We start from the raw sequence: 17711 nt of genomic DNA, 5'->3' as shown, positions 1-17711 counted from the left end.
GTAGAACAGTCCCCTAGACCAGTTCCTCGTACGTCTCGACGAGCCGCCGGCCCACCCGGTCCAGCCCGTGTTCGCGGGCCGTCTCTCTGGCGTTCTGGCCCAGTCGATCGCGGAGGTCCGGGTCGTCGGCCAGTCGCGACAGCGCCGCTTCGAACTCGGCCTCGTCCTCGCAGATGAGGCAGTCGTGGCCGTCCTCGTAGTACTCCCGGAACACCGGGATGTCCGAGAGGACGACGGCCTTCCCGCAGGCCATCGCTTCGAGGACGGCGATGCCCTGGTTCTCGGCCTTCGTCGGAAACAGGTACACGTCGCCGGCCCCGAACGCGCCGCGGATGTCCTCGATCCAGCCCGTGAAGGTGACGTTCTCGGGCGGATCGTTCACCCACCGCGTCACGGTCTTCGAGGCCTGCGGGCCGGCGTCGTAGGGTCCGAACCACGCGAAGTCGTAGTCGGTCCGCTGGGCGAGTTCGCAGAACGTCGTCAGCCCCTTGCGCTCGAAGACGTTCCCGACGGCGAAGACGACCATGCCGTCGAGGTCGTAGCGCCGGCGGTACTCCTCGCGGGTCTCTTCGAAGCCGGCGAGCGCGTCGATGTCGACTCCGTTCGTCATCGGCCGGATGGGTGCCTCGACCGGATACGATTCGAGCACGCCCTTCGTGTATTCGGAGGGGCAGAGCACGAGGTCGGCCTGCGAGTAGAACCACCGCAGGTACCGGCCGAGCGCCGGCGCGACGAGGTTCGACCCGCGGAAGCTGTCCCGGAAGTCCTCGCGCGTGACGTGAGCGTGGAGAACGAGTGGGATATCCGCGCGCTTTGCGTGCCGGGCGACGGCGACCGACCCCGGCCCGATCATGTTGCAGTGGGCCACGTCGAACTCGGAGAACACCGGGTCGTCGAAGGCGACGTTGCCGCCGACGGCCCAGCCCGGGTGGCCGTCGCGCCACGGCGTCGTCTCAACCTCGACGGCCGTGTCGGCGAGCGCCGCCCGCTGGTGGTCCACGGCCGTGCCGATTCCCGACCGATCCAGCCGGGACGCCAGTTCGAGGTAGTTCAGGACGCGCACGTTCGGTGGCTCCTTCGGCCGCGCCGAAAACCCTACCGACTTCCCCCGGCGCTCGGTCGGAAGGCATTTTCCCGCCGCCGCCCCAGTACCGACGATGGCCGACGGGGAGACGATCGCCCGCGAGCGGATCGAGCGCCTCGAGTCGCTGGCTCGCGAGGCCGTCGCCGCCGGCGAGGAGGACCGCGCCCGCTCGTACGTCCGCCGCGCCCGCCGGGTGGCCGAGCGCCACCGCCTGCGCCTCCCGCGCTCGTTCGAGCGCTCGACGTGCGACGCCTGTGACACCTACCTCAGATACGGGTACAACGCCCGGTCCCGGACCCAGTCGGGCCACGTCGTCGTCACCTGCGACTGCGGCGCGCAGTCTCGCTATCCGTACGAGTAGGCGTTTCTTTACGACTACTGGTTTTAAGGTCGCGACGCCGTTACGCGGTGTGTATGAGCGACGCTTCTAGGCAGCAACGGATCCACGACCTCGACGCGACGCTGCGCGTCGGGAAAAGCGGTATCGAGTCCGTCGCCGACGAACTCGACACACAGCTGGAGAACACCGACCTCGTGAAGGTCAAGTTCCTCCGCTCGTCCCGCGGCGGCACGACGGCCGAGGAACTTGCCGACGACCTCGCCGACCTCGTCGGCGCGGACGTGGTCCAGGTGCGCGGGCACACCGCGGTGTTCGAGAAATGATGCAGGTCGGACCGTTCCCGAACCTGGTCGGGAGCGTCACCGGGGCGGTCGTCTCGGCCGCCATCTTCGTCGTCGTCTTCGTCCTCATCTACATCGCCGGCAAGGCGATCTTGCTCCCCGTCGTCGACCGCTCGCTGAAGTCGCGGGACCTGGACACCCACGCGCGAAAGCCGCTGAAGAAACTGGTCAGCATCCTCGTCGTCTTCGCTGCGGTGGCCGTTGCGTTCGGCATGGCCGGGTTCGGGAACTTCCTTCAGTCGCTGGCGACCGTCGCCGCCGCGGCCACGCTCGCCATCGGCTTCGCGATGCAGGACGTGGTCCAGAACTTCGTCGCCGGCGTGTTCATCTACACCGACAAGCCGTTCCGGATCGGCGACTGGATCGAGTGGGACGACAACGCCGGCATCGTCGAGGACATCAGTCTCCGCGTCACTCGCGTGCGCACCTTCGACAACGAACTCCTGACCGTGCCGAACTCGCAGCTGACCGACGGCGTCATCAAGAACCCCGTCGCCAAGGACCAGCTCCGCCTGAAGTTCGTCTTCGGCATCGGCTACGAGGACGACATCGACAAGGCCACCGAGATCATCGTCGAGGAGGCCGACGCCCACCCCGAGATCCTCGACGACCCCGCGCCGTCCGTGCGTCTCGTCGAACTCGGCGACTCCTCCGTCGGCCTCCAGTCGCGCATCTGGATCGCCGACCCGAGCCGCGCCGACTTCGTCAAGACCCGCGCCGAGTACGTCAAGGCCGTCAAGGAGCGCTTCGACGAGGAGGACATCAACATCCCCTACCCGAACCGCACCATCGGCGGCGGCCTCGAACTCTCGAACGTCGAGGGCCTCGTCGAACCGGCCGACGACTGAGCGCGTTTTCCCGTCTTTCGACACTGTTTGGCCGTCCCTCGCCGCGGTAACTCCGACAGGCGACCTGGTTATTCCTCTGGCATCCACGCTGGCCGGGCCACCGTGGCGTTTCCGAACGCAGACACGTCGTATCTCGTCTGCCGGGTGAACTCGTCGTTCGATCTTGTGATGTCGTATTCCGCGATAAATCCGTCCTCGGCGACGATGACGTGCCCACTCGCGGTATTCGCCGGGACCGAGTCGGGGGTTCTGATGCCAGTCACGGTGTACCTGACACCGGTCGTCCCCTCGACGATGACGACCTCGGTGGCGTTCAGTTCGAGATTCGACAACGGTCGACGCACCCCTTCGTGTGAGGCGACGCGGACCGCTGTCCAATTCTGGTCGGGCTTCCGGGTCAGTTCATCCGTCGTTCGGTCGTACTCGAAGACGCCCTCCGCGCTGTAGTACACGTGGACGTCAGTGTCGAATTCGGTGTCGATCAATTGCACTGAAGCGGTTCCAGCGTCGGGATCTACTGTCCGCACTACCGTGCGATTCCTGTCGTCGGCGGTGACGGACATTCGACTCTTTCGGGAGGTGCCATTCACCGTCGCACGGTGTGTCTGCAGCGCGACAGAGACGTCTGAAATCCCTTCCTGTGACCACCCCGACGGATACGAAGCGTTCTCAACTGTCGGTTTGGGTGTCGATGTCTGGCGGTCTGTGGCAGGCAACCCGGAACAGCCGGCCGAAAGGACGACAACAGCCAGAAGGAGGGCAGGGAGGGCTTCTCGAAAGTCGTCAGCCATACTAGCAATAACCGAATCGCCGGTGAAGACAGTTATGACCGCTCCGTGCCAGTGCGAACTGAATTTCGGGAGCCAGTTCGCATCGCGCCGATAGCCGAGTTTTGCCGAACTGCGATCACTGGCACGCAATTCCGGCCGGGAGTGACCTCTGTGTCACTCCCCGGGGAAGGGCAGGCCGAGCAGTCGAGCGTACCGCTCGCCGTCGGCGAGCGGTTTCACCGGACGCGAGCGAAGCGAGCGTCCGGCTCTTTTTCGTCCAGGTTTTTGGGCGGGGGTTGAGGCGAGCGCTGGTGCGCTCGCCGAACCCCCCGTCGAAAAAGGTGGTGAGGTATGAATAGACGGACAGTCGGGATTGCCCGGCGTTCGGGCGCGGGTAATCCCGTTTGCCTCCTCCACCCCGCGACCCCACGAGCGACGGGTGTTCGGCGGTCCGCTGCTCACTTCCGTGCCTGACGGAGTGCCGCCGTTTAACCACGTGAGCGCACCCCTGCAGGTGCGACCACGTGGACCGCCGTCCCCGTGGGACGAGGCTTCCACGTTGGCTCACGGGGTCCACGTCCGTCTGACCGGACGCCCCCGATGTTCGGTCCCCGCTCAAGACCACAGTGCGGGCGAGGAGGGGGGCCTAGCCCCCCGACCTAGTCCATCTCGAAGTCCGCCGCCGCCCCATAAGGGCCTTTCGGAAGCGCCACCAGACCGCGGGACGACGAGCCAGTCCGCGGCGTGACGGCCCCGCACCGCTCAGAGCAGTCCGAGCGCGCGGGCGAACCAGGCCGATCCCAGCGGGATGGGACAGCCGGCGGCGACGACCGCCCAGCGGTGGTGTTCCATCAGCGTCGACTCGGTCAGCCCGAGGACGAGACTCTCGGGGACGGTCAGCGCCCAGACGGCGCTCAGTGCGACGATGAACACGCCGATGCCGATGCTCGCGCCGGCGGCGACGCTCGGATCCGACCGCCCCTCCCGGCCGGCCGCGAGGACGATGATACTGATCAGGGCGAACACGCCGGGGATGAGCGGGGAAAACGCCCCGGCGCTGTAGTAGGCGCTGACGGCGCTCGGCGTCTCGACGAGCGCGTACGGAACGGCGAGCGCGGCGAGGTACAGAACGCAGCCGACGATACCGACGGTCGGAGCGAGCCGCAAGTCGTCCATATCGGCGCTCCGTCCGGCGGCGTCTTAACACCGACGTTCGAGCGAAACGACGAAATGTCGCCTCGCCGTAGCCCGACACATGGGACTGGGCTCGACCGCCAAAAAGATCCAGAAGGTCGCCGAGATCGCCGACGAACTCTACACGAAGGTCAACGAGCTGAAGGCGCAACTCGAAGCCCTGCGGGACACGGTCGAAGAGACCAACGACCGCGTCGACGGAATGGACCGGGAACTGGCCGAACAGCGCGCGCTCATCGAAGCGCTGGCCGAGCAACAGGACATCGACACTGACGCGGTCGTCGAGGACGTGACGACGGAAACCGGCGAGTCGGGGACCCAGACGGACGCGTAGACGCCGCAATCGGCTCGGTCTCGTTCGGTTTCACCGGCGTTCGGTGGGACACTCGGTCCCATCCGAGACCGTGACACTGCCGGACTGAACCGGATGGTTTAAACCACAACGCCGACTTACCAGAAGACGTAGGGCGCTTAGCTCAGCTTGGACAGAGTGCTTGGCTTCGGACCAAACCGTCGGGGGTTCAAATCCCTCAGCGCCCGTGATTTTGCGAGGAACGGACGTGACGAGTAAAGAGCGGTCGCTGTAGGATTTGCATCAGGGAGGAGCTTGCTCCGACCGTGGTTCACATCCCTCAGCGCCCGTATCGCTTAATCCATCCGAATTTTCCGCGTAAAGGCGCTTAAACCCCAAATATGATTTTATTACCTCGATTTCTTTCGTTCGACAATCGAACGGTTCTGAGTTGGAGCGGTGTCATCTGGTGATTCGCGTACTTCTACACGGACCTCACCGGGGAAATCAACCGCCAATTGCGACGCTACCATCGCTTGTGTCGGGTAACTTACGACGCTCAAGAACCTTCCTAAACTCCGTCAAGTAGTTCGTGCTGAATATAGGGCGTGTATACATCAGGCAAGCCGGAAAATATCGGACAGTGAAATTTCAACTTCCGAATGGCTTCCTCGCTCAGATATCGCCGTTGATGATGTCCGCGGCGCGCTGGCGGTCGAACAACTGATCTGCGTCCGAAAACTCCGGATAAGCGCCGCCGTCGTAGATCGGCCACGCACCGAACCGCTCGGGGTAGAGCGCTTTCGCGGACATCTCGAGTTGGAATAGGTTCATGATTGGACCGCCGAATCGAACGGCGAGAGGGTGGACTCGTCCGTTCTTGACGGCGGGTATTTCTCCTGCGACCGGATCCTCTTGGAGTTCGGATTTGATCTCCGTCCAGTTCGCTCCGGGGGACATTCCACCCGTCCGGAGGATGACGTCCGGGGCTGCTTCGGCCAGCGTTTCGAGGTCGATCTGTCCGTCGATGTCCATGTCGCCAAAAGCGTCTTCGGCCTGCATTGGTCGCGTATGCGCTTGATAGAATCCCTCGTCGTTCATACTATAGGCCCAGATTCCCTCGTCTACACCGGATGGGGAGATGAGGATACGAGCGACACGCGGGCGTTCATCTGCTGGCGGTAGATTCGACTCGATAGTCGATAACACGTTCGCGTGCATCGTAGCCAACGCTTGGTACCGATCTTCTTCCTGGAACACCTGTGCGACTTTTTCGAAGATCTCCCAGAGGCCGTAGTATTGGTAGTCGTTCGACCACTGCTCCGGTGGTTCGTCGCGCGGCCCGCTCAGAGAGTTTCCGAACCAGGGGGCAAGATTTTCACGGACTTCCTCGATGTCCGCCGTGTCCAGGTTCCCCATCGTCGCGACGTTCGCCGGATCGGCGAGGTGAATGTCACTTTCGAGTTCATAGAGAGACTCTTTGGCCGGATTCCAGGATCCTTGCAGATCGGCCCAATCGACGCTGACCCCGTCGACGTGTTCGAGCACTCGATTGTAGAGACCATCGAACAGTTCCGGATTGAATATCGCGTTGAGATCCTCCCCACGGCCCATTGCGAGTACCATGTCGGCGTGGTGTGCGAGGATCGTAAACACGTTCTCCGGGGGGCTCTCAAAATTGACGGTACCCATCGGCGACATCGTCACCGAGTACGACGTATCCGTTGCGTCCGCTTCCGTCGGAGTCGCAGTCGGCATTTCGGTCGAGCTTGGGGTATTCTTCGCCTCACCTTCGTCGCCTGAATCGCTGTCGCCCGCACAGCCGGCGAGCAGTCCTCCACCAACAACCGCCCCGCCGTACTTCATGTAGTCTCTGCGCGTCGGTGCCTCGTGTCCACCGCTATCTTCGGACATACGTTTTAGGCACACCTAAACAATCAAAACTCCTTCGGTCTCCAGACAACCTTACCCGATCGCCTCCGTGACCGACTCGCCCCCTATATTCAGCATGAGTCAAAAATATGGTCTGCATTCTGATAGATTTGGAAGAACTCAAACCCGCGAATTCAGCCATTTCACGCCCAACAAGGGGATTCGTTCGACAGACGAGCGAGCCCCTCAGCGCCCGTAGCGGATTTTTGAGGGGCAAATCGACAGACTGCGAAGGATCGGTATTGCTCTTAAGTGCAATGTTGTTGCTTTCGTTCGCTAGTCGAATGGTCTGGAACGGAACTTGTTCCTTCCGGGATTTTCCTCCATTATCACCGCGGCCGCTGAGAAATGTACTCACGCGTTTAGCGGGTATCGAACGAGTTGATCACGTCGCTCGTCGAGTACGTCTCGACCAGATTCTGGTCGTCGAAGTCGGAATCATCACTCCAGATAGCTGTATCGTTGGCAATCGCACACGCCAGGTAGAGAACATCGTCCGGGTCGGTGTCACCGATTGCTCCCTGGGCCCGTTCGATAGCTGGATAGAAGTCGTCAGCAGGAACAACCTCGATATACTGGAAGAGGAGGTCCATGAATTGTGCCACTCGATCTGGCTCCATCCCTGACTTCTCCGCAATCAGATCATCGTAGTTCTCGATTTCGTCTTGGACGAAGGTGGGTGTCAGGAGATTGGGTTCAAGCGTGACGATGAGCTCGCGTGTTTTCGAATCAGCGATGAGTGCAGAGATGACGACGTTGGCGTCGATAACCAGCATCATTCGTCGGTCTACGCCGATTCCTCGTCAACGCGCTTCCGTCCACGCTCGTTTATTTTGTCAACGATCTCCTGTACATCGCTCTCGGTGAGAGTACTCTCGCTGGTGAGTTCGTCCATCACTTCGAGTGCCTCTATTTTTTCTTCGATGGCCTGTCGCGTAACCTCGCTCCAGTTGATTTCCGGATGGCTCTCCATTCGCTCTTTGAGGTCGTCGTCCACATTGACGGTGATACTAGGCATACAGAAACCTATAGGTACACAGATTCCTGTGTCTTTCGGTGTATGATAGGACGCTCGAATTCGGTCTCCTCAGGCTCAACAAAGGGATTCGTTCACCAGTCGAGCAAGCGCCCTCAGCCCCGTCGCGGATTTTTACGTTCCAAACCGCCCGATAGCGTCGGATTAATCTCCTATCCGAGAGAGGTGGAAGAGTACTTTCGTTCAAACTCCGAACGGTCTCACGCGTTGCGCAATCTTTTTGCACATTACACAAGATATTGCGTAATATGCAAGAAGATGCGCGAGTGTGTCTCGACTTTCCGCTTCCAGCGGAGCGTATCTTCCGGTATCAGGCGATGCAGGACATCCTTCACCACCTCGTCAACAATCCATTCGAAAGCTTCTCACAAAAGGAACTAGCCACGATGACTGGCGCAGACGTGTCATCGGTTTCCCGAGCGGTCGATCTACTCGACAAGGTCGGTGTCGTTGCCATCGAAGACGGCGTCCCGTCCCGGATCAGTATCGACCAGAACCACGTTGAACGGGCTGACCCCCTGTTTGCGATTCCACAGCAGCAGTTCAGAAAGCCTGTCCGTGAATTCCTCGACGAACTCCGCGACCGAATCGACACAGCGGACAAAATGTCTGGTGTCGTCGGGGTCGTTCTCTTCGGTAGTGTCGCTCGTGGCGATGCCGACCGAAGCAGTGACATCGACCTCCTGGTCGTCGTTGACGGCGACGGCACGCACGGTCGCCGTCTCGGGACGAAACTCGCACGGGAACTGGAGACCCAATCGTTCGACGGTGACCGCTATCAGTTCGAAGTTCTGGTCGAAACACCCAGTAGTGCGAAGTCTCGTGCAGAAAATCTGAAAGAGATATTCGACGAGGGCATCGTCCTGCTACAGAACGACCGCTTGCGCGAGATACGAGACTCGGCATACGAAACCACTGACGGAGGTGCGTGAACGTGCCACTCGACCTCGACGATATCGAACCACTCCTATCGGACGCCGAAACAGCGTTCCGACGAGGTGGACAAGAGACGGAAGACGGACTCGATGTTTCAGATGCCGGATTCGTACAGCTACGGAAGGCCTGTCGGTCCCTCACTGGTGGGGACCAGCTACTGGCTGACGGATTCTACACGCTCGCTATCGAAGCCGCATTCACGTCGGTAGAGAAGACGTTCATGTTCTGGCTCATCGCAGAGGGACACCAAGACCCGGCCAATCCACCACAGTCCCACACGACAGCTATCAAACGCAGCGCGACTGTCGGATTTATCGGTACTGAACCGGCCGAGCGACTCGAAGAGCTCTGGACTGAGAACCGAGCACAGACCTACTACCAGGACGGAAAGGCGACACGGGAGCGTGCCGAGGTGATGGTCGCACTCGCCAATCGAATACATACGTTAGTCGTCGACCTCGTCGGCGTTCGGCACGAGTGCGTCTGTATTTGACACAGCGCTTCACACAACTAGTGCAGTCGTATGGAACTGCACGATTTGGGGCAATCCACGCCTAACAAGGGGATTCGTTCACCAGTCGAGCGAGCGCCCTCAGCGCCCGTAGAATTTTGCGGCGAACAGGTCGTGAGCCGCAAATTCGCCATCTGAGGATTTGAATCAGGGAGGAGCTTGCTCCGACCGTGGTTCACATCCCTCAGCGCCCGCTCGTTTTCCGAACGATGTAAATTCGACAGACGGGAGTGTGGTGGTTATATACTATAGTAACAATTGAAACGGTTTACACACTGATCGCACTGCAATCCGATCTGGTGTACACTGACTTTCAGTGGCTACGATAGCTACTGCGGTCTCGATCCATTTCGTTCACCGGGCGAACGATTTTGCCTCATCGACTTGCTGTCTGGCGGTTATCTACATCCAAACGTCTTCGAGGACACGAGCGTACGACTTCGTCTCCTGAAGGTCGAACGCAACACCGGAAACGTGCTCACCGAATTCGGCCGCGACGGCGTTCGCCTTCGTTCCATCACGGCCAGCGACGACCACCGAGCCCGGTCCATCGAATGCTGTGGCTAGTTCCTCCGCAATCGTGTGGTCGACCGACCCGTAGTCGCCGACGGTCAGCGCCCTCATGCGGACAGATCGACCCCTCTGAGCCGGCGGGCGTTGATCGCGACGATGATCGTCGACAGCGACATGAACACCGCACCGATCGCTGGCGACAGCAGGATCCCAATGGGCGCGAGAACCCCGGCGGCGAGCGGCAGAGCGATCACGTTGTAGCCGGTCGCCCAGACGAGGTTCTCCTGCATCTTCCGGTAGCTCGCCTTCGAGAGGCGGACGAGGCGCACGACGTCGAGCGGATTGTTGTCGACGAGGATGATGTCGCCCGATTCAATGGCGACGTCGGTCCCGGAACCGATGGCGATACCGACGTCAGCCCTGGTCAGGGCGGGCGCGTCGTTGACGCCGTCGCCGACCATCGCGACGAGTTTTCCCTCCGACTGGAGCTGCTCCACTTTGGTGTCTTTTTCCTCGGGCAGCACCTCGGCGAAGTACTGATCGATACCGAGTTCTTCGGAGACCGCGCGGGCGACGTCTTCGGAGTCACCCGTCAGCATGGCCACCTCGATGCCCATCCCGTGGAGGGCCTCGATGGCCTGGCGGCTCTCCTCTCGAATCACGTCCGCGAGCGCGAACGCCGCCACGACCTCGGATTCGTCTCGGATGAGGTAGATGACGGTCTGGGCGTTCGCCCCGGCCTCCTCGGCGAAGGTAGCGATGTCGTCGGGTCGATCGATACCGAGTGTCTCGAGCAGGTTCGGCCCGCCGAGGTGAACTGTCTCGCCGTCGACGGTCGCCTCGACACCCAGTCCACGGAGGTTTTCGAAGTTCGAGACGCTGGCTCGCTGCACGCCCCGTTCCTCGGCGGCACTTCGGATAGCACGGGCGATCATGTGCTCGGAGTCGCCCTCGACGCCGGCGGCGACCTCGAGCGCTCGCTCTTCGTCCCACTCATCTGCCCCGGCGGTTTCACCGCCTTCCTGTCGCGTCTCCGACGCGACGCGGATGCCGACGACGCCCTGTTCACCCTTCGTGAGCGTCCCGGTCTTGTCGAACATCACCGTGTCGAGGTTTCGGGCCTCTTCCATGGCGATGCGGTCGCGGACGAGCATCCCGTTCTGGGCAGCGGTGGAGGTGTTGATTGCGACGACGAGGGGAACCGCGAGGCCGAGCGCGTGGGGACAGGCGATGACGAGGACCGTGACGACGCGTTCGAGGACGCCGATGCTGAATCCGACAGCGACGACCCACGCGACGGCCGTGATTGCGGCGACTCCCAGTGCGATGTAGAACAGCCACCCAGCTGCGCGGTCGGCGAGCAACTGCGTGCGGGACTTCGATTTCCGGGCCTCGTCGACGAGTCGCATGATGCCTGCGAGGGTCGTCTCGTCACCTGTCTTGGTTACCCGGACACGCAGGCTGCCGTCTTGGTTGACCGTGCCCGCAACGACTTCCGAACCGGGGTCCTTGTCGACGGGCCGCGATTCGCCCGTAATCATCGACTCGTCGACCGAGGACTCGCCCTCGACGACTTCGCCGTCGGCGGGAACGGAGGCACCGGGACGGACGAGCAAGACGTCGTCCTCGGAGAGTTCGGCGACGGGGACTTCTTCGGTATCCCCACTTTCGGTGACGCGCTCGGCGGTGTCGGGCATCAGTTTCGCCAGCTCGTCGAGGGCGCCGGAGGCCTGCCGAACCGAGCGCATCTCCATCCAGTGGCCCAGCAGCATGATGTCGATCAGCGTGACCAGTTCCCAGAAGAACGGCGTCGTCCCTTCGAGAAACAGGCTGGCGATAGAGTAGACGAACGCGACGGTGATCGCCAGCGAGATGAGCATCATCATCCCCGGCTCGCGGTTCTGGAGTTCGGTGCGAGCCATCGAGAGGAACGGCACGCCACCGTACGCGAAGACGATCACCGAGAGAACGGGCGTGATCCAGACGCTTCCGGGGAACGTCGGTGCCGTGTACCCGAAGACGCCCTGGATGAATTCGCTGAAGTAGATGACCGGGACCGAGAGGACGAGCGAGACCCAGAACCGCCGCCGAAACATCTGTTCGTGCCCCGAATGGTCGGTGTGGGCCTTGTGATCCTCGTGCTCTCCTTCGTGGCCGTGCCCACCGTGATCGTGGTCGTCGCGGTCGTGCTCGCCCTCCCTGCTGTGACCGTGTTCATGGTCGGCGTGACTGTGCCCGGACGCGGACTCGTGCTCGTGGGGTGCGTGTTCGGCTGTCTGTTCAGACGCTGGGGCGCTCTCGCTGGTCGAATCGTGGCCTCTCTGTTCGGGCGAGTGAGCGGTCGGTCGTCGTCCGCCATCTGCTTCTAACTGGCAAATTCGGCAGCAGGAGACAGTCTCCTCGGACTGACCTTCCGGCGGAGATGCTTCGGCATGATCGTGGGTTGAATTGTTCATATCTTACATGTTGGTACCGTCACCCATTATTCTGTCCGGGGCACGGGACTACCCAGTGAGGGAACAGACTCGGAAGACAACGGCGGGCTGCTCGTCCGTGAACGTCTCAGGCGTCGGCGGTGTATCCGGCGTCCTCGACGGCCTGCACGAGCGCCGTCGCGTCTGCATCACCCTCGACGCTCGCCTGCTCGGCGTCCCGATCGGCGGTGGCGTCAGTCACGCCGGAGACATCCCGAAGCGCCTCTTCGACTGTCTGTTCACAGTGGCCGCAAGTCATGCCCTCGACGGTGATGGTCGTCGTCATACGATAGTACGTACGCATCCCTCTCTTATGCGAATTTCTCCGTTGGATCGTCGGGAATTGAAGCGATACACTTTGGAATCGAATCTCTGTCTCGTCGCGTGCTTTAGCTCTCTGCTCGTATTGTCCTCCCACGCGCGACCTCGACGAAAACCGATCTCGAAATTCTGCAGTTACTGATGGAACCGGGAATTCGACGGTTGAACCGTCGGCACGTTCTGCAACGACTATGAGATTGTCGTTCACGTCCAGGCCGTCGTCAAGTCCGTGAATCGCGCTTCGCTCGGAACCGTCGAGGCCGAGCGCCTCCCAACACTCGTCTCCTTCGAACACCTCCGCGGTCTTCTCCTCGAACATCGACGAGTCGACGCTGCATCTCCCCTGTGTGTCTGATCGTTCGAAGAAGCCAAGCGGTTCACGGAGGGGAACAAGAACCGCTCGGGGAACGATGAGCGGACACACCGGTTTTGAACGGACGGCTGTCGTCTCCGTCGAAGGGTACTTTCGAATACGAATTAAACGTGGACCCTGACCTCAGAACCGTAAGAACAACTAACAAAACAGATGCCAGCGATAGTCTAGGTATGCAAGCCGCCCTCGTCGATGGAATCCTCGAATCCCTCCGGATCGGTGTCGGCTTCCTCTGGACGGCGGCCTGGGCAATCATCATGGGACTGATGGTCACGAGTCTCGTTCAGGTCTACGTCTCGAAAGAGCGGATGGCTCAGGTCCTCGGAGACGACGACCTCGGTGGGCTCACGAAGGCGACGGTCTTCGGTGCGGCGAGTTCCGGCTGTAGTTTCGGGGCCGTCGCCATCGGGAAGGGCCTGTTCAAGAAGGGCGCTCACGCGGTGAACGTCCTCGCGTTCATGTTCGCTTCGACGAACCTCATCGTCGAGCTCGGACTGATGATCCTCATCTTGCTGGGCTGGGAATTCCTGGTCGCCGAGCTCCTCGGTGGCGTCATCCTCATCGCAGTGATGGCCCTGCTCGTTCACCTGACGCTCCCAGAGAACCTCTTCGACGAGATTCGACAGGAGCTGAATCACCGTGATCAGGAACACGGTGTCACCGAGGACCCGACTTGTGGGATGGAGGGCAAAGCCGAGTACTCGCTAACGACCGACGGCGGCGAGACGCTGAAGTTCTGTTCGGAGGGTTGCATGGAGACCTATCAGCAGGAAGCCGCCAGTAGCGGCGGCTGGCGCGACGAACTCATGTCGTGGGGCGGCTGGTACAAGGTCGGGAACCAGTACCGCAAGGAGTGGTCGATGATCTGGAAGGACGTCATCGCGGGCTTTCTCATCTCGGGCTTCGTCATCGTGTTCGTCCCCCAGTGGGTGTGGAACGCGCTCTTCCTCCAGGGAGAGGGACTCCTGGTAAGCGCGGAGAATGCGATCATGGGCGTGGCCATCGCGGTCCTCAGCTTCGTCGGCAGTATGGGGAACGTCCCGTTCGCCGTCGCGCTGTGGGGCGGTGGCATCAGCTTCGCGGGCGTCATCGCGTTCGTCTACGCCGACCTCATCACGGTTCCCGTGTTGAACGTCTACCGGAAGTACTACGGCTGGAAGGTGATGCTCTACATTCTCGGCATCTTCTTCGTGACGATGGCCTTCACCGGCTTTCTCATGGAGGAACTGTTCAACGCCCTCGGCATCGTCCCGAACCTCGCCGGGGGCCAGACCGCCTCAGAACAGACCTATTTCGAGGTCAACTACACGTTCTACCTCAACGTAATCGCGTTCGCCCTCTCCGGGTTCCTCCTCTACATCTACCGACGTGGACTCGGCGCGCCCGGGCAGTACCGCGATCCGGTCTGTGGAATGCGAACTGACGAGAGCGGGCCGAGTATAACCCACGACGGCGAGACGTACTACTTCTGCTCGAAGCGGTGCAAGCGCTCGTTCGAGGAGGAACCAGCCGAGTTCGCCCACCAGCATCCAGAGGTTGCCGGAGCGGGATCATCACAGAGCCATGAGCATCACTGAACACCGCATCTCGGTATCGAGTCGCGTGTGCCGGATTCTGGGTTCTTGGGAAGCCCAATCACAACTGGTACACCCCTGTCTGGCCAATTCACCGGCATGAACGAGTATCACCGCGAATCGAGGTGGGGCGAATGAACCGACGACGAGCCGATGGGATCGTCGGTCTCATCGTCGCGGCTGTCGTCGTCATCGGGGGTGCGCTCAGCTGGCAAGCGTACCAGCAACAGCAAGCGTTCGAGCAGATGGGATCGATGATGGGAACCTCGATGGGAGCAGTTCACGGAACGAACCCACTCTGGTACGTCCTCGGAACCATCCTCGTCTCGGTCGTCATCGGCGGAGGATATCTGATGATTCGCGACGAGATCACCGACACGGTGGCGGTCGAGCGGCAAGGGAATGAAGCCTCGGAGCAAACCGACCAGGACCGCTCTGAATCCGAACCATCGACTCAGACCGCTCACCCGAGTGACGGCATCAATCCAGAGACCCAGCCACGGGCCCGCGTGCTGGACCTGTTGCCGGACGACGAACGCCGCATCCTCGAACCGGTCCTCTCCTCACCGGGCATCACGCAGATCGAACTCAGGGACCGGTCGGACTTCTCGAAGAGCAAGGTGAGCCAGACGGTCAGCGCCCTCGAGAAGCGTGGCCTGCTCTATCGTGAGCGGCAGGGACGGACGTACCGGATCTATCCGAGTGACGACCTGAAACAGACGCAGAGCTAAGCTAGCACCTGTCGAACAGTTTTGTAGCTGGACATCGTATCTCCGTTCATGTGCAATCGCCACGTCGCTCACATGATTGCAGATTACGAAGCGGCGAGGCTCGACGAAGAAGAGGAGGGGACCGAAGGATCTGCGTCTCGCGATGCGGAACAGACGGCGAGAGCGCAGCGTGGATTGCTCGCGACACTCAGAAGCCGCTTCGCTCGATAAACCCTACCAGGTCGCCCTCACTCGCAGTCCCGAAATCCGGGGTAGGGTATCTAATCGTTCGAGGCCGACGGCTTCTGATTCGAACGAATAACTGCAATCAGTCACGCCAGCGTCACTCATCGTATGGAAGCGGACGCCCTCCACTCCGATCCATTCGACGACAGTGGCGGAGATGAGTCGCGCAACCAGCCGTTACCCACCCCGCTCGCACGAATAACGACGGTAGGCGTGTACGCGCTCGTCGCTGGCGTCCTCCTCAGTGGAAGGTGCATACGTCATACGGCGACTTCTGACTGCCGGGCTAATCAAGGAACGACCGGAGAAGCACACCGAGCGCGACGACGAGCGCCACGGACTCGGCAATATGGACCTGCGTGAGCGTTAACCCAGTGAACTGATAGAGGAACCCTTCAATCAACACACCGATCGTGATCAATCCGAATCCGATCGTCGCGTCACGGAGATATCGGGTTTTGTCTCGGCGATACGCACGGAAACTAATGACAGTCGTCGCAAGTCCCATCAGGAGCAAGAGGACACGAACGCCGACTAACACGAGATCCCAGTGGCCGGTCATGGACCTTTCTCCCGGTTCGCTTGCTGTGGGATCTGGCCGTATAGCGAGTACAGAATGACGAGCATGCCGATGGCAACGATGGCCGTCTGGATGGTCCCCGCCAGGAATATCGATAAGCCGACGACGTCGAACAGAACTCCCTCGATGACCGAACCGACACTGATGAACAGGAAGCCGATGGCGACGTACAGCATCGGCTCACTTCCATACGTACGATACCCCTTGTAAGCCTGGTACGTTATCAATAACCCCAGTCCGACCGTGATAATCTTCGCGATGACGAGTTCGATGTGCATTCTTGTTCAACTCTCCCGGATGTCGCTCCAGATACGCGAGAACCGCTGGGCGGCGTCCTCTCGAATGTGGACGCTGACGTCGATAGTTCCGTCTTCGATATCGACGTCGAGGTGGTCGACGTTCGCCTCGTAGACACTGTGATGGCTCCCATCTGATTCGATCCGTGTCCGTTCGACGAGCAGGTCGCTTTCGATCATGTCCTCGACCCGGCGATAGATCGTCGACAGGGCGACGTCACACTCCTCGCTGAGCTCCTTTGCCGACCTGGGATCGCGGCTCGTCGCGCCCAGGATCTGTCGGACTCGCTCCTGTCCGAGCAGTTCTAGGAGTTCATCAGCGTGGTCGTCGTTGGACACGGCAGTTCCTCGCACTACCAGCTACGTCCCCGAAGACACTTAAAAGAGAGATCGTTTTGCGTCGCGTGCAAAACAGGCACCCCCCCTATTTCCCCGGCTCACCTATCTCTACCTGTACGGTGACCTGGGCTATGAACGAATCACGACTCACGCGACGGGAACTGCTTGCAGGAACTGCTGGCCTGACTGTTGCTGGACTGGCCGGGTGCACTGGCGCACCGGCTGGATCGAGCCAGCAACAAGTCGGAGGCAGCCAACAAACCGAAGAACAGTCCGGTGGCGACGACCACGCTGGCCACGGGGACGAAGCGCACGGTCACGACACGGTGAGCGAACCCAAAGCCGAACGCGAGGTAGCGGTCAACACCGCGCGAAACGAGGGGTCGACCGAGTACCACTTCGACCCCCACGTCACGTGGGTCGAGCCCGGCGGGACGGTCACGTGGGTGCTCGAGAGTGGCACGCACACTGCAACTGCGTACCACCCGGACAACGACCAGCCCAGACTGGTCCCCGAGGGAACGGAGGCCTGGGACAGCGGAACGATGTCCGAAGAAGGCGAGACCTTCTCGCACACCTTCGAGACCGAGGGGGTCTATCACTACCTCTGTACGCCCCACGAGCAGTTCGGGATGATGGCTACCGTCATCGTGGGCGAACCTCACCTCGAGGATCAGCAGGCACTCCAAACGATCCCGGACGACAAGCCCGAGGAAGTCCAAAAGAAACTCGAGGAACTCAACGGGATGTGTCGAGAGATCTTGAGTGGGAGCCACGAAGAGGAAGAGGGCCACCACGAGGAAAGCACCAGTACCGAGGACGGCCATCACGAAGAAGAGGCCCACACCGAGGAAGAGGGCCACCACGAGGAAAGCACCAGTACCGAAGACGGCCACCACGAAGAAGAGGCCCACACTGAGGAAGGGGGCCACCACGAGGAAAGCACCAGTACCGAAGACGGCCATCACGAAGAGGAGACTCACAGCGAGTAATCGGCAGTA

Annotated in this window: 22 protein-coding genes, 1 tRNA gene and 1 other RNA gene; 11 read left to right on the top strand and 13 right to left on the bottom strand. The window is 61.1% G+C overall.

The window, feature by feature from the left end; genetic code table 11:
* Positions 1-13: 13 nt before the first annotated feature.
* A complete protein-coding gene (locus ACOZ4I_RS10350; protein ID WP_423999201.1) occupies positions 14-1063 on the bottom strand; it encodes a glycosyltransferase family 4 protein in 1050 nt (349 codons plus the stop codon).
* A gap of 94 nt (positions 1064-1157) precedes the next feature.
* On the opposite strand from ACOZ4I_RS10350, the gene ACOZ4I_RS10345 reads away from it, so the two are divergent.
* The 3 genes from ACOZ4I_RS10345 to ACOZ4I_RS10335 are packed head-to-tail and all read left to right on the top strand — an operon-like array spanning position 1158 to position 2613.
* Entirely contained in the window at positions 1158-1445 is a 288-nt protein-coding gene (locus ACOZ4I_RS10345; RefSeq protein WP_423999199.1) for a ribonuclease P protein component 4, read from the top strand.
* A 53-nt stretch (positions 1446-1498) separates the two neighbouring features.
* Positions 1499-1747, top strand: a complete 249-nt coding sequence (locus ACOZ4I_RS10340) for a YhbY family RNA-binding protein (protein ID WP_162413104.1) — start codon at positions 1499-1501, stop codon at positions 1745-1747.
* The gene (locus ACOZ4I_RS10335; protein ID WP_423999196.1) at positions 1747-2613 is read left to right on the top strand and encodes a mechanosensitive ion channel family protein; all 867 of its coding nucleotides are present in this window, start codon (positions 1747-1749) and stop codon (positions 2611-2613) included. The genes ACOZ4I_RS10340 and ACOZ4I_RS10335 overlap by 1 nt, the downstream gene beginning before the upstream one ends.
* A gap of 68 nt (positions 2614-2681) precedes the next feature.
* Here the strand turns inward: ACOZ4I_RS10335 and ACOZ4I_RS10330 are convergent, their stop codons facing one another.
* The 3 genes from ACOZ4I_RS10330 to ACOZ4I_RS10320 form a co-directional block, all read right to left on the bottom strand.
* Complete coding sequence (locus ACOZ4I_RS10330) at positions 2682-3404, bottom strand: hypothetical protein (protein ID WP_423999194.1); 723 nt, start codon at positions 3402-3404, stop codon at positions 2682-2684.
* Between the two features lie 336 nt (positions 3405-3740).
* Positions 3741-4053: signal recognition particle sRNA (gene ffs / locus ACOZ4I_RS10325), an RNA gene on the bottom strand.
* A 92-nt stretch (positions 4054-4145) separates the two neighbouring features.
* Positions 4146-4559: a DUF7548 family protein gene (locus ACOZ4I_RS10320; protein WP_423999192.1), complete on the bottom strand. Its 414-nt coding sequence runs from the start codon at positions 4557-4559 to the stop codon at positions 4146-4148.
* A 79-nt stretch (positions 4560-4638) separates the two neighbouring features.
* Here ACOZ4I_RS10320 and ACOZ4I_RS10315 point away from each other — a divergent pair, with 79 nt between their 5' ends.
* Positions 4639-4911: a DUF5798 family protein gene (locus ACOZ4I_RS10315; RefSeq protein ID WP_423999190.1), complete on the top strand. Its 273-nt coding sequence runs from the start codon at positions 4639-4641 to the stop codon at positions 4909-4911.
* 131 nt (positions 4912-5042) lie between these two features.
* A tRNA-Arg gene (locus ACOZ4I_RS10310) sits at positions 5043-5117 on the top strand.
* Positions 5118-5544: 427 nt separating this feature from the next.
* Here the strand turns inward: ACOZ4I_RS10310 and ACOZ4I_RS10305 are convergent.
* The 3 genes from ACOZ4I_RS10305 to ACOZ4I_RS10295 form a co-directional block, all read right to left on the bottom strand.
* Positions 5545-6783, bottom strand: a complete 1239-nt coding sequence (locus ACOZ4I_RS10305; protein ID WP_423999188.1) for an ABC transporter substrate-binding protein — start codon at positions 6781-6783, stop codon at positions 5545-5547.
* Between the two features lie 380 nt (positions 6784-7163).
* The gene (locus ACOZ4I_RS10300) at positions 7164-7580 is read right to left on the bottom strand and encodes a PIN domain-containing protein (RefSeq protein WP_423999186.1); all 417 of its coding nucleotides are present in this window, start codon (positions 7578-7580) and stop codon (positions 7164-7166) included.
* 8 nt (positions 7581-7588) lie between these two features.
* Positions 7589-7819 (bottom strand): hypothetical protein, encoded by a 231-nt coding sequence (locus ACOZ4I_RS10295; RefSeq protein ID WP_423999184.1) that lies wholly within the window; start codon positions 7817-7819, stop codon positions 7589-7591.
* Positions 7820-8085: 266 nt separating this feature from the next.
* Here ACOZ4I_RS10295 and ACOZ4I_RS10290 point away from each other — a divergent pair, with 266 nt between their 5' ends.
* Together ACOZ4I_RS10290 and ACOZ4I_RS10285 are read left to right on the top strand one after the other, a co-directional pair.
* Positions 8086-8769 carry a nucleotidyltransferase domain-containing protein gene (locus tag ACOZ4I_RS10290; protein WP_423999182.1) on the top strand — a complete coding sequence of 228 codons (684 nt, stop codon included), beginning with the start codon at positions 8086-8088 and terminating at the stop codon, positions 8767-8769.
* Between the two features lie 2 nt (positions 8770-8771).
* Positions 8772-9266, top strand: coding sequence for a hypothetical protein (locus tag ACOZ4I_RS10285; RefSeq protein WP_423999180.1), 495 nt, complete (start codon positions 8772-8774; stop codon positions 9264-9266).
* 420 nt (positions 9267-9686) lie between these two features.
* Here ACOZ4I_RS10285 and ACOZ4I_RS10280 read toward each other — a convergent pair whose 3' ends face one another.
* Together ACOZ4I_RS10280 and ACOZ4I_RS10275 are read right to left on the bottom strand one after the other, a co-directional pair.
* Complete coding sequence (locus ACOZ4I_RS10280; protein ID WP_423999178.1) at positions 9687-9908, bottom strand: hypothetical protein; 222 nt, start codon at positions 9906-9908, stop codon at positions 9687-9689.
* A complete protein-coding gene (locus ACOZ4I_RS10275; RefSeq protein WP_423999176.1) occupies positions 9905-11893 on the bottom strand; it encodes a heavy metal translocating P-type ATPase in 1989 nt (662 codons plus the stop codon). Before ACOZ4I_RS10275 ends, ACOZ4I_RS10280 begins: the two co-directional genes overlap by 4 nt.
* A gap of 33 nt (positions 11894-11926) precedes the next feature.
* Between ACOZ4I_RS10275 and ACOZ4I_RS10270 the strand changes: the two genes are divergently transcribed.
* Entirely contained in the window at positions 11927-12166 is a 240-nt protein-coding gene (locus ACOZ4I_RS10270) for a hypothetical protein (protein ID WP_423999174.1), read from the top strand.
* Positions 12167-12359: 193 nt separating this feature from the next.
* On the opposite strand, the gene ACOZ4I_RS10265 is transcribed toward ACOZ4I_RS10270, so the two are convergent.
* Positions 12360-12557: a CopZ family metallochaperone gene (locus ACOZ4I_RS10265; protein ID WP_423999172.1), complete on the bottom strand. Its 198-nt coding sequence runs from the start codon at positions 12555-12557 to the stop codon at positions 12360-12362.
* Between the two features lie 581 nt (positions 12558-13138).
* Between ACOZ4I_RS10265 and ACOZ4I_RS10260 the strand changes: the two genes are divergently transcribed.
* The gene (locus tag ACOZ4I_RS10260; RefSeq protein ID WP_423999170.1) at positions 13139-14542 is read left to right on the top strand and encodes a permease; all 1404 of its coding nucleotides are present in this window, start codon (positions 13139-13141) and stop codon (positions 14540-14542) included.
* A gap of 131 nt (positions 14543-14673) precedes the next feature.
* A complete protein-coding gene (locus tag ACOZ4I_RS10255) occupies positions 14674-15270 on the top strand; it encodes a DUF7343 domain-containing protein (protein ID WP_423999168.1) in 597 nt (198 codons plus the stop codon).
* Positions 15271-15781: 511 nt separating this feature from the next.
* On the opposite strand, the gene ACOZ4I_RS10250 is transcribed toward ACOZ4I_RS10255, so the two are convergent.
* The 3 genes from ACOZ4I_RS10250 to ACOZ4I_RS10240 are packed head-to-tail and all read right to left on the bottom strand — an operon-like array spanning position 15782 to position 16710.
* Positions 15782-16057 carry a DUF7521 family protein gene (locus tag ACOZ4I_RS10250; RefSeq protein ID WP_423999166.1) on the bottom strand — a complete coding sequence of 92 codons (276 nt, stop codon included), beginning with the start codon at positions 16055-16057 and terminating at the stop codon, positions 15782-15784.
* Positions 16054-16353: a DUF7521 family protein gene (locus ACOZ4I_RS10245; protein ID WP_423999164.1), complete on the bottom strand. Its 300-nt coding sequence runs from the start codon at positions 16351-16353 to the stop codon at positions 16054-16056. The genes ACOZ4I_RS10250 and ACOZ4I_RS10245 overlap by 4 nt, the downstream gene beginning before the upstream one ends.
* A gap of 6 nt (positions 16354-16359) precedes the next feature.
* The gene (locus tag ACOZ4I_RS10240; protein ID WP_423999162.1) at positions 16360-16710 is read right to left on the bottom strand and encodes an ArsR/SmtB family transcription factor; all 351 of its coding nucleotides are present in this window, start codon (positions 16708-16710) and stop codon (positions 16360-16362) included.
* 131 nt (positions 16711-16841) lie between these two features.
* On the opposite strand from ACOZ4I_RS10240, the gene ACOZ4I_RS10235 reads away from it, so the two are divergent.
* Positions 16842-17702, top strand: a complete 861-nt coding sequence (locus ACOZ4I_RS10235) for a cupredoxin domain-containing protein (RefSeq protein ID WP_423999160.1) — start codon at positions 16842-16844, stop codon at positions 17700-17702.
* Positions 17703-17711 lie beyond the last annotated feature (9 nt).

This window comes from Haloarcula salina (assembly GCF_049603855.1).
In the GTDB taxonomy this organism is placed as follows: Archaea; Halobacteriota; Halobacteria; order Halobacteriales; family Haloarculaceae; genus Haloarcula; species Haloarcula salina_A.
Note: the sequence above shows the minus strand (reverse complement) of the source record. Positions and strands in the feature narration are given on the sequence as shown.

What these genes read in the sequence shown, in the direction of transcription:
- ACOZ4I_RS10345 (WP_423999199.1), top strand. Translation starts at nt 1,158, where the DNA reads ATGGCCGACGGGGAGACGATCGCCCGCGAGCGGATCGAGCGCCTCGAG.
- ACOZ4I_RS10340 (WP_162413104.1), top strand. Translation starts at nt 1,499, where the DNA reads ATGAGCGACGCTTCTAGGCAGCAACGGATCCACGACCTCGACGCGACG.
- ACOZ4I_RS10335 (WP_423999196.1), top strand. Translation starts at nt 1,747, where the DNA reads ATGCAGGTCGGACCGTTCCCGAACCTGGTCGGGAGCGTCACCGGGGCG.
- ACOZ4I_RS10330 (WP_423999194.1), bottom strand. Translation starts at nt 3,404, where the DNA reads ATGGCTGACGACTTTCGAGAAGCCCTCCCTGCCCTCCTTCTGGCTGTT.
- ACOZ4I_RS10320 (WP_423999192.1), bottom strand. Translation starts at nt 4,559, where the DNA reads ATGGACGACTTGCGGCTCGCTCCGACCGTCGGTATCGTCGGCTGCGTT.
- ACOZ4I_RS10315 (WP_423999190.1), top strand. Translation starts at nt 4,639, where the DNA reads ATGGGACTGGGCTCGACCGCCAAAAAGATCCAGAAGGTCGCCGAGATC.
- ACOZ4I_RS10305 (WP_423999188.1), bottom strand. Translation starts at nt 6,783, where the DNA reads ATGTCCGAAGATAGCGGTGGACACGAGGCACCGACGCGCAGAGACTAC.
- ACOZ4I_RS10300 (WP_423999186.1), bottom strand. Translation starts at nt 7,580, where the DNA reads ATGATGCTGGTTATCGACGCCAACGTCGTCATCTCTGCACTCATCGCT.
- ACOZ4I_RS10295 (WP_423999184.1), bottom strand. Translation starts at nt 7,819, where the DNA reads ATGCCTAGTATCACCGTCAATGTGGACGACGACCTCAAAGAGCGAATG.
- ACOZ4I_RS10290 (WP_423999182.1), top strand. Translation starts at nt 8,086, where the DNA reads ATGCAAGAAGATGCGCGAGTGTGTCTCGACTTTCCGCTTCCAGCGGAG.
- ACOZ4I_RS10280 (WP_423999178.1), bottom strand. Translation starts at nt 9,908, where the DNA reads ATGAGGGCGCTGACCGTCGGCGACTACGGGTCGGTCGACCACACGATT.
- ACOZ4I_RS10275 (WP_423999176.1), bottom strand. Translation starts at nt 11,893, where the DNA reads ATGTTTCGGCGGCGGTTCTGGGTCTCGCTCGTCCTCTCGGTCCCGGTC.
- ACOZ4I_RS10265 (WP_423999172.1), bottom strand. Translation starts at nt 12,557, where the DNA reads ATGACGACGACCATCACCGTCGAGGGCATGACTTGCGGCCACTGTGAA.
- ACOZ4I_RS10260 (WP_423999170.1), top strand. Translation starts at nt 13,139, where the DNA reads ATGCAAGCCGCCCTCGTCGATGGAATCCTCGAATCCCTCCGGATCGGT.
- ACOZ4I_RS10255 (WP_423999168.1), top strand. Translation starts at nt 14,674, where the DNA reads ATGAACCGACGACGAGCCGATGGGATCGTCGGTCTCATCGTCGCGGCT.
- ACOZ4I_RS10250 (WP_423999166.1), bottom strand. Translation starts at nt 16,057, where the DNA reads ATGACCGGCCACTGGGATCTCGTGTTAGTCGGCGTTCGTGTCCTCTTG.
- ACOZ4I_RS10245 (WP_423999164.1), bottom strand. Translation starts at nt 16,353, where the DNA reads ATGCACATCGAACTCGTCATCGCGAAGATTATCACGGTCGGACTGGGG.
- ACOZ4I_RS10235 (WP_423999160.1), top strand. Translation starts at nt 16,842, where the DNA reads ATGAACGAATCACGACTCACGCGACGGGAACTGCTTGCAGGAACTGCT.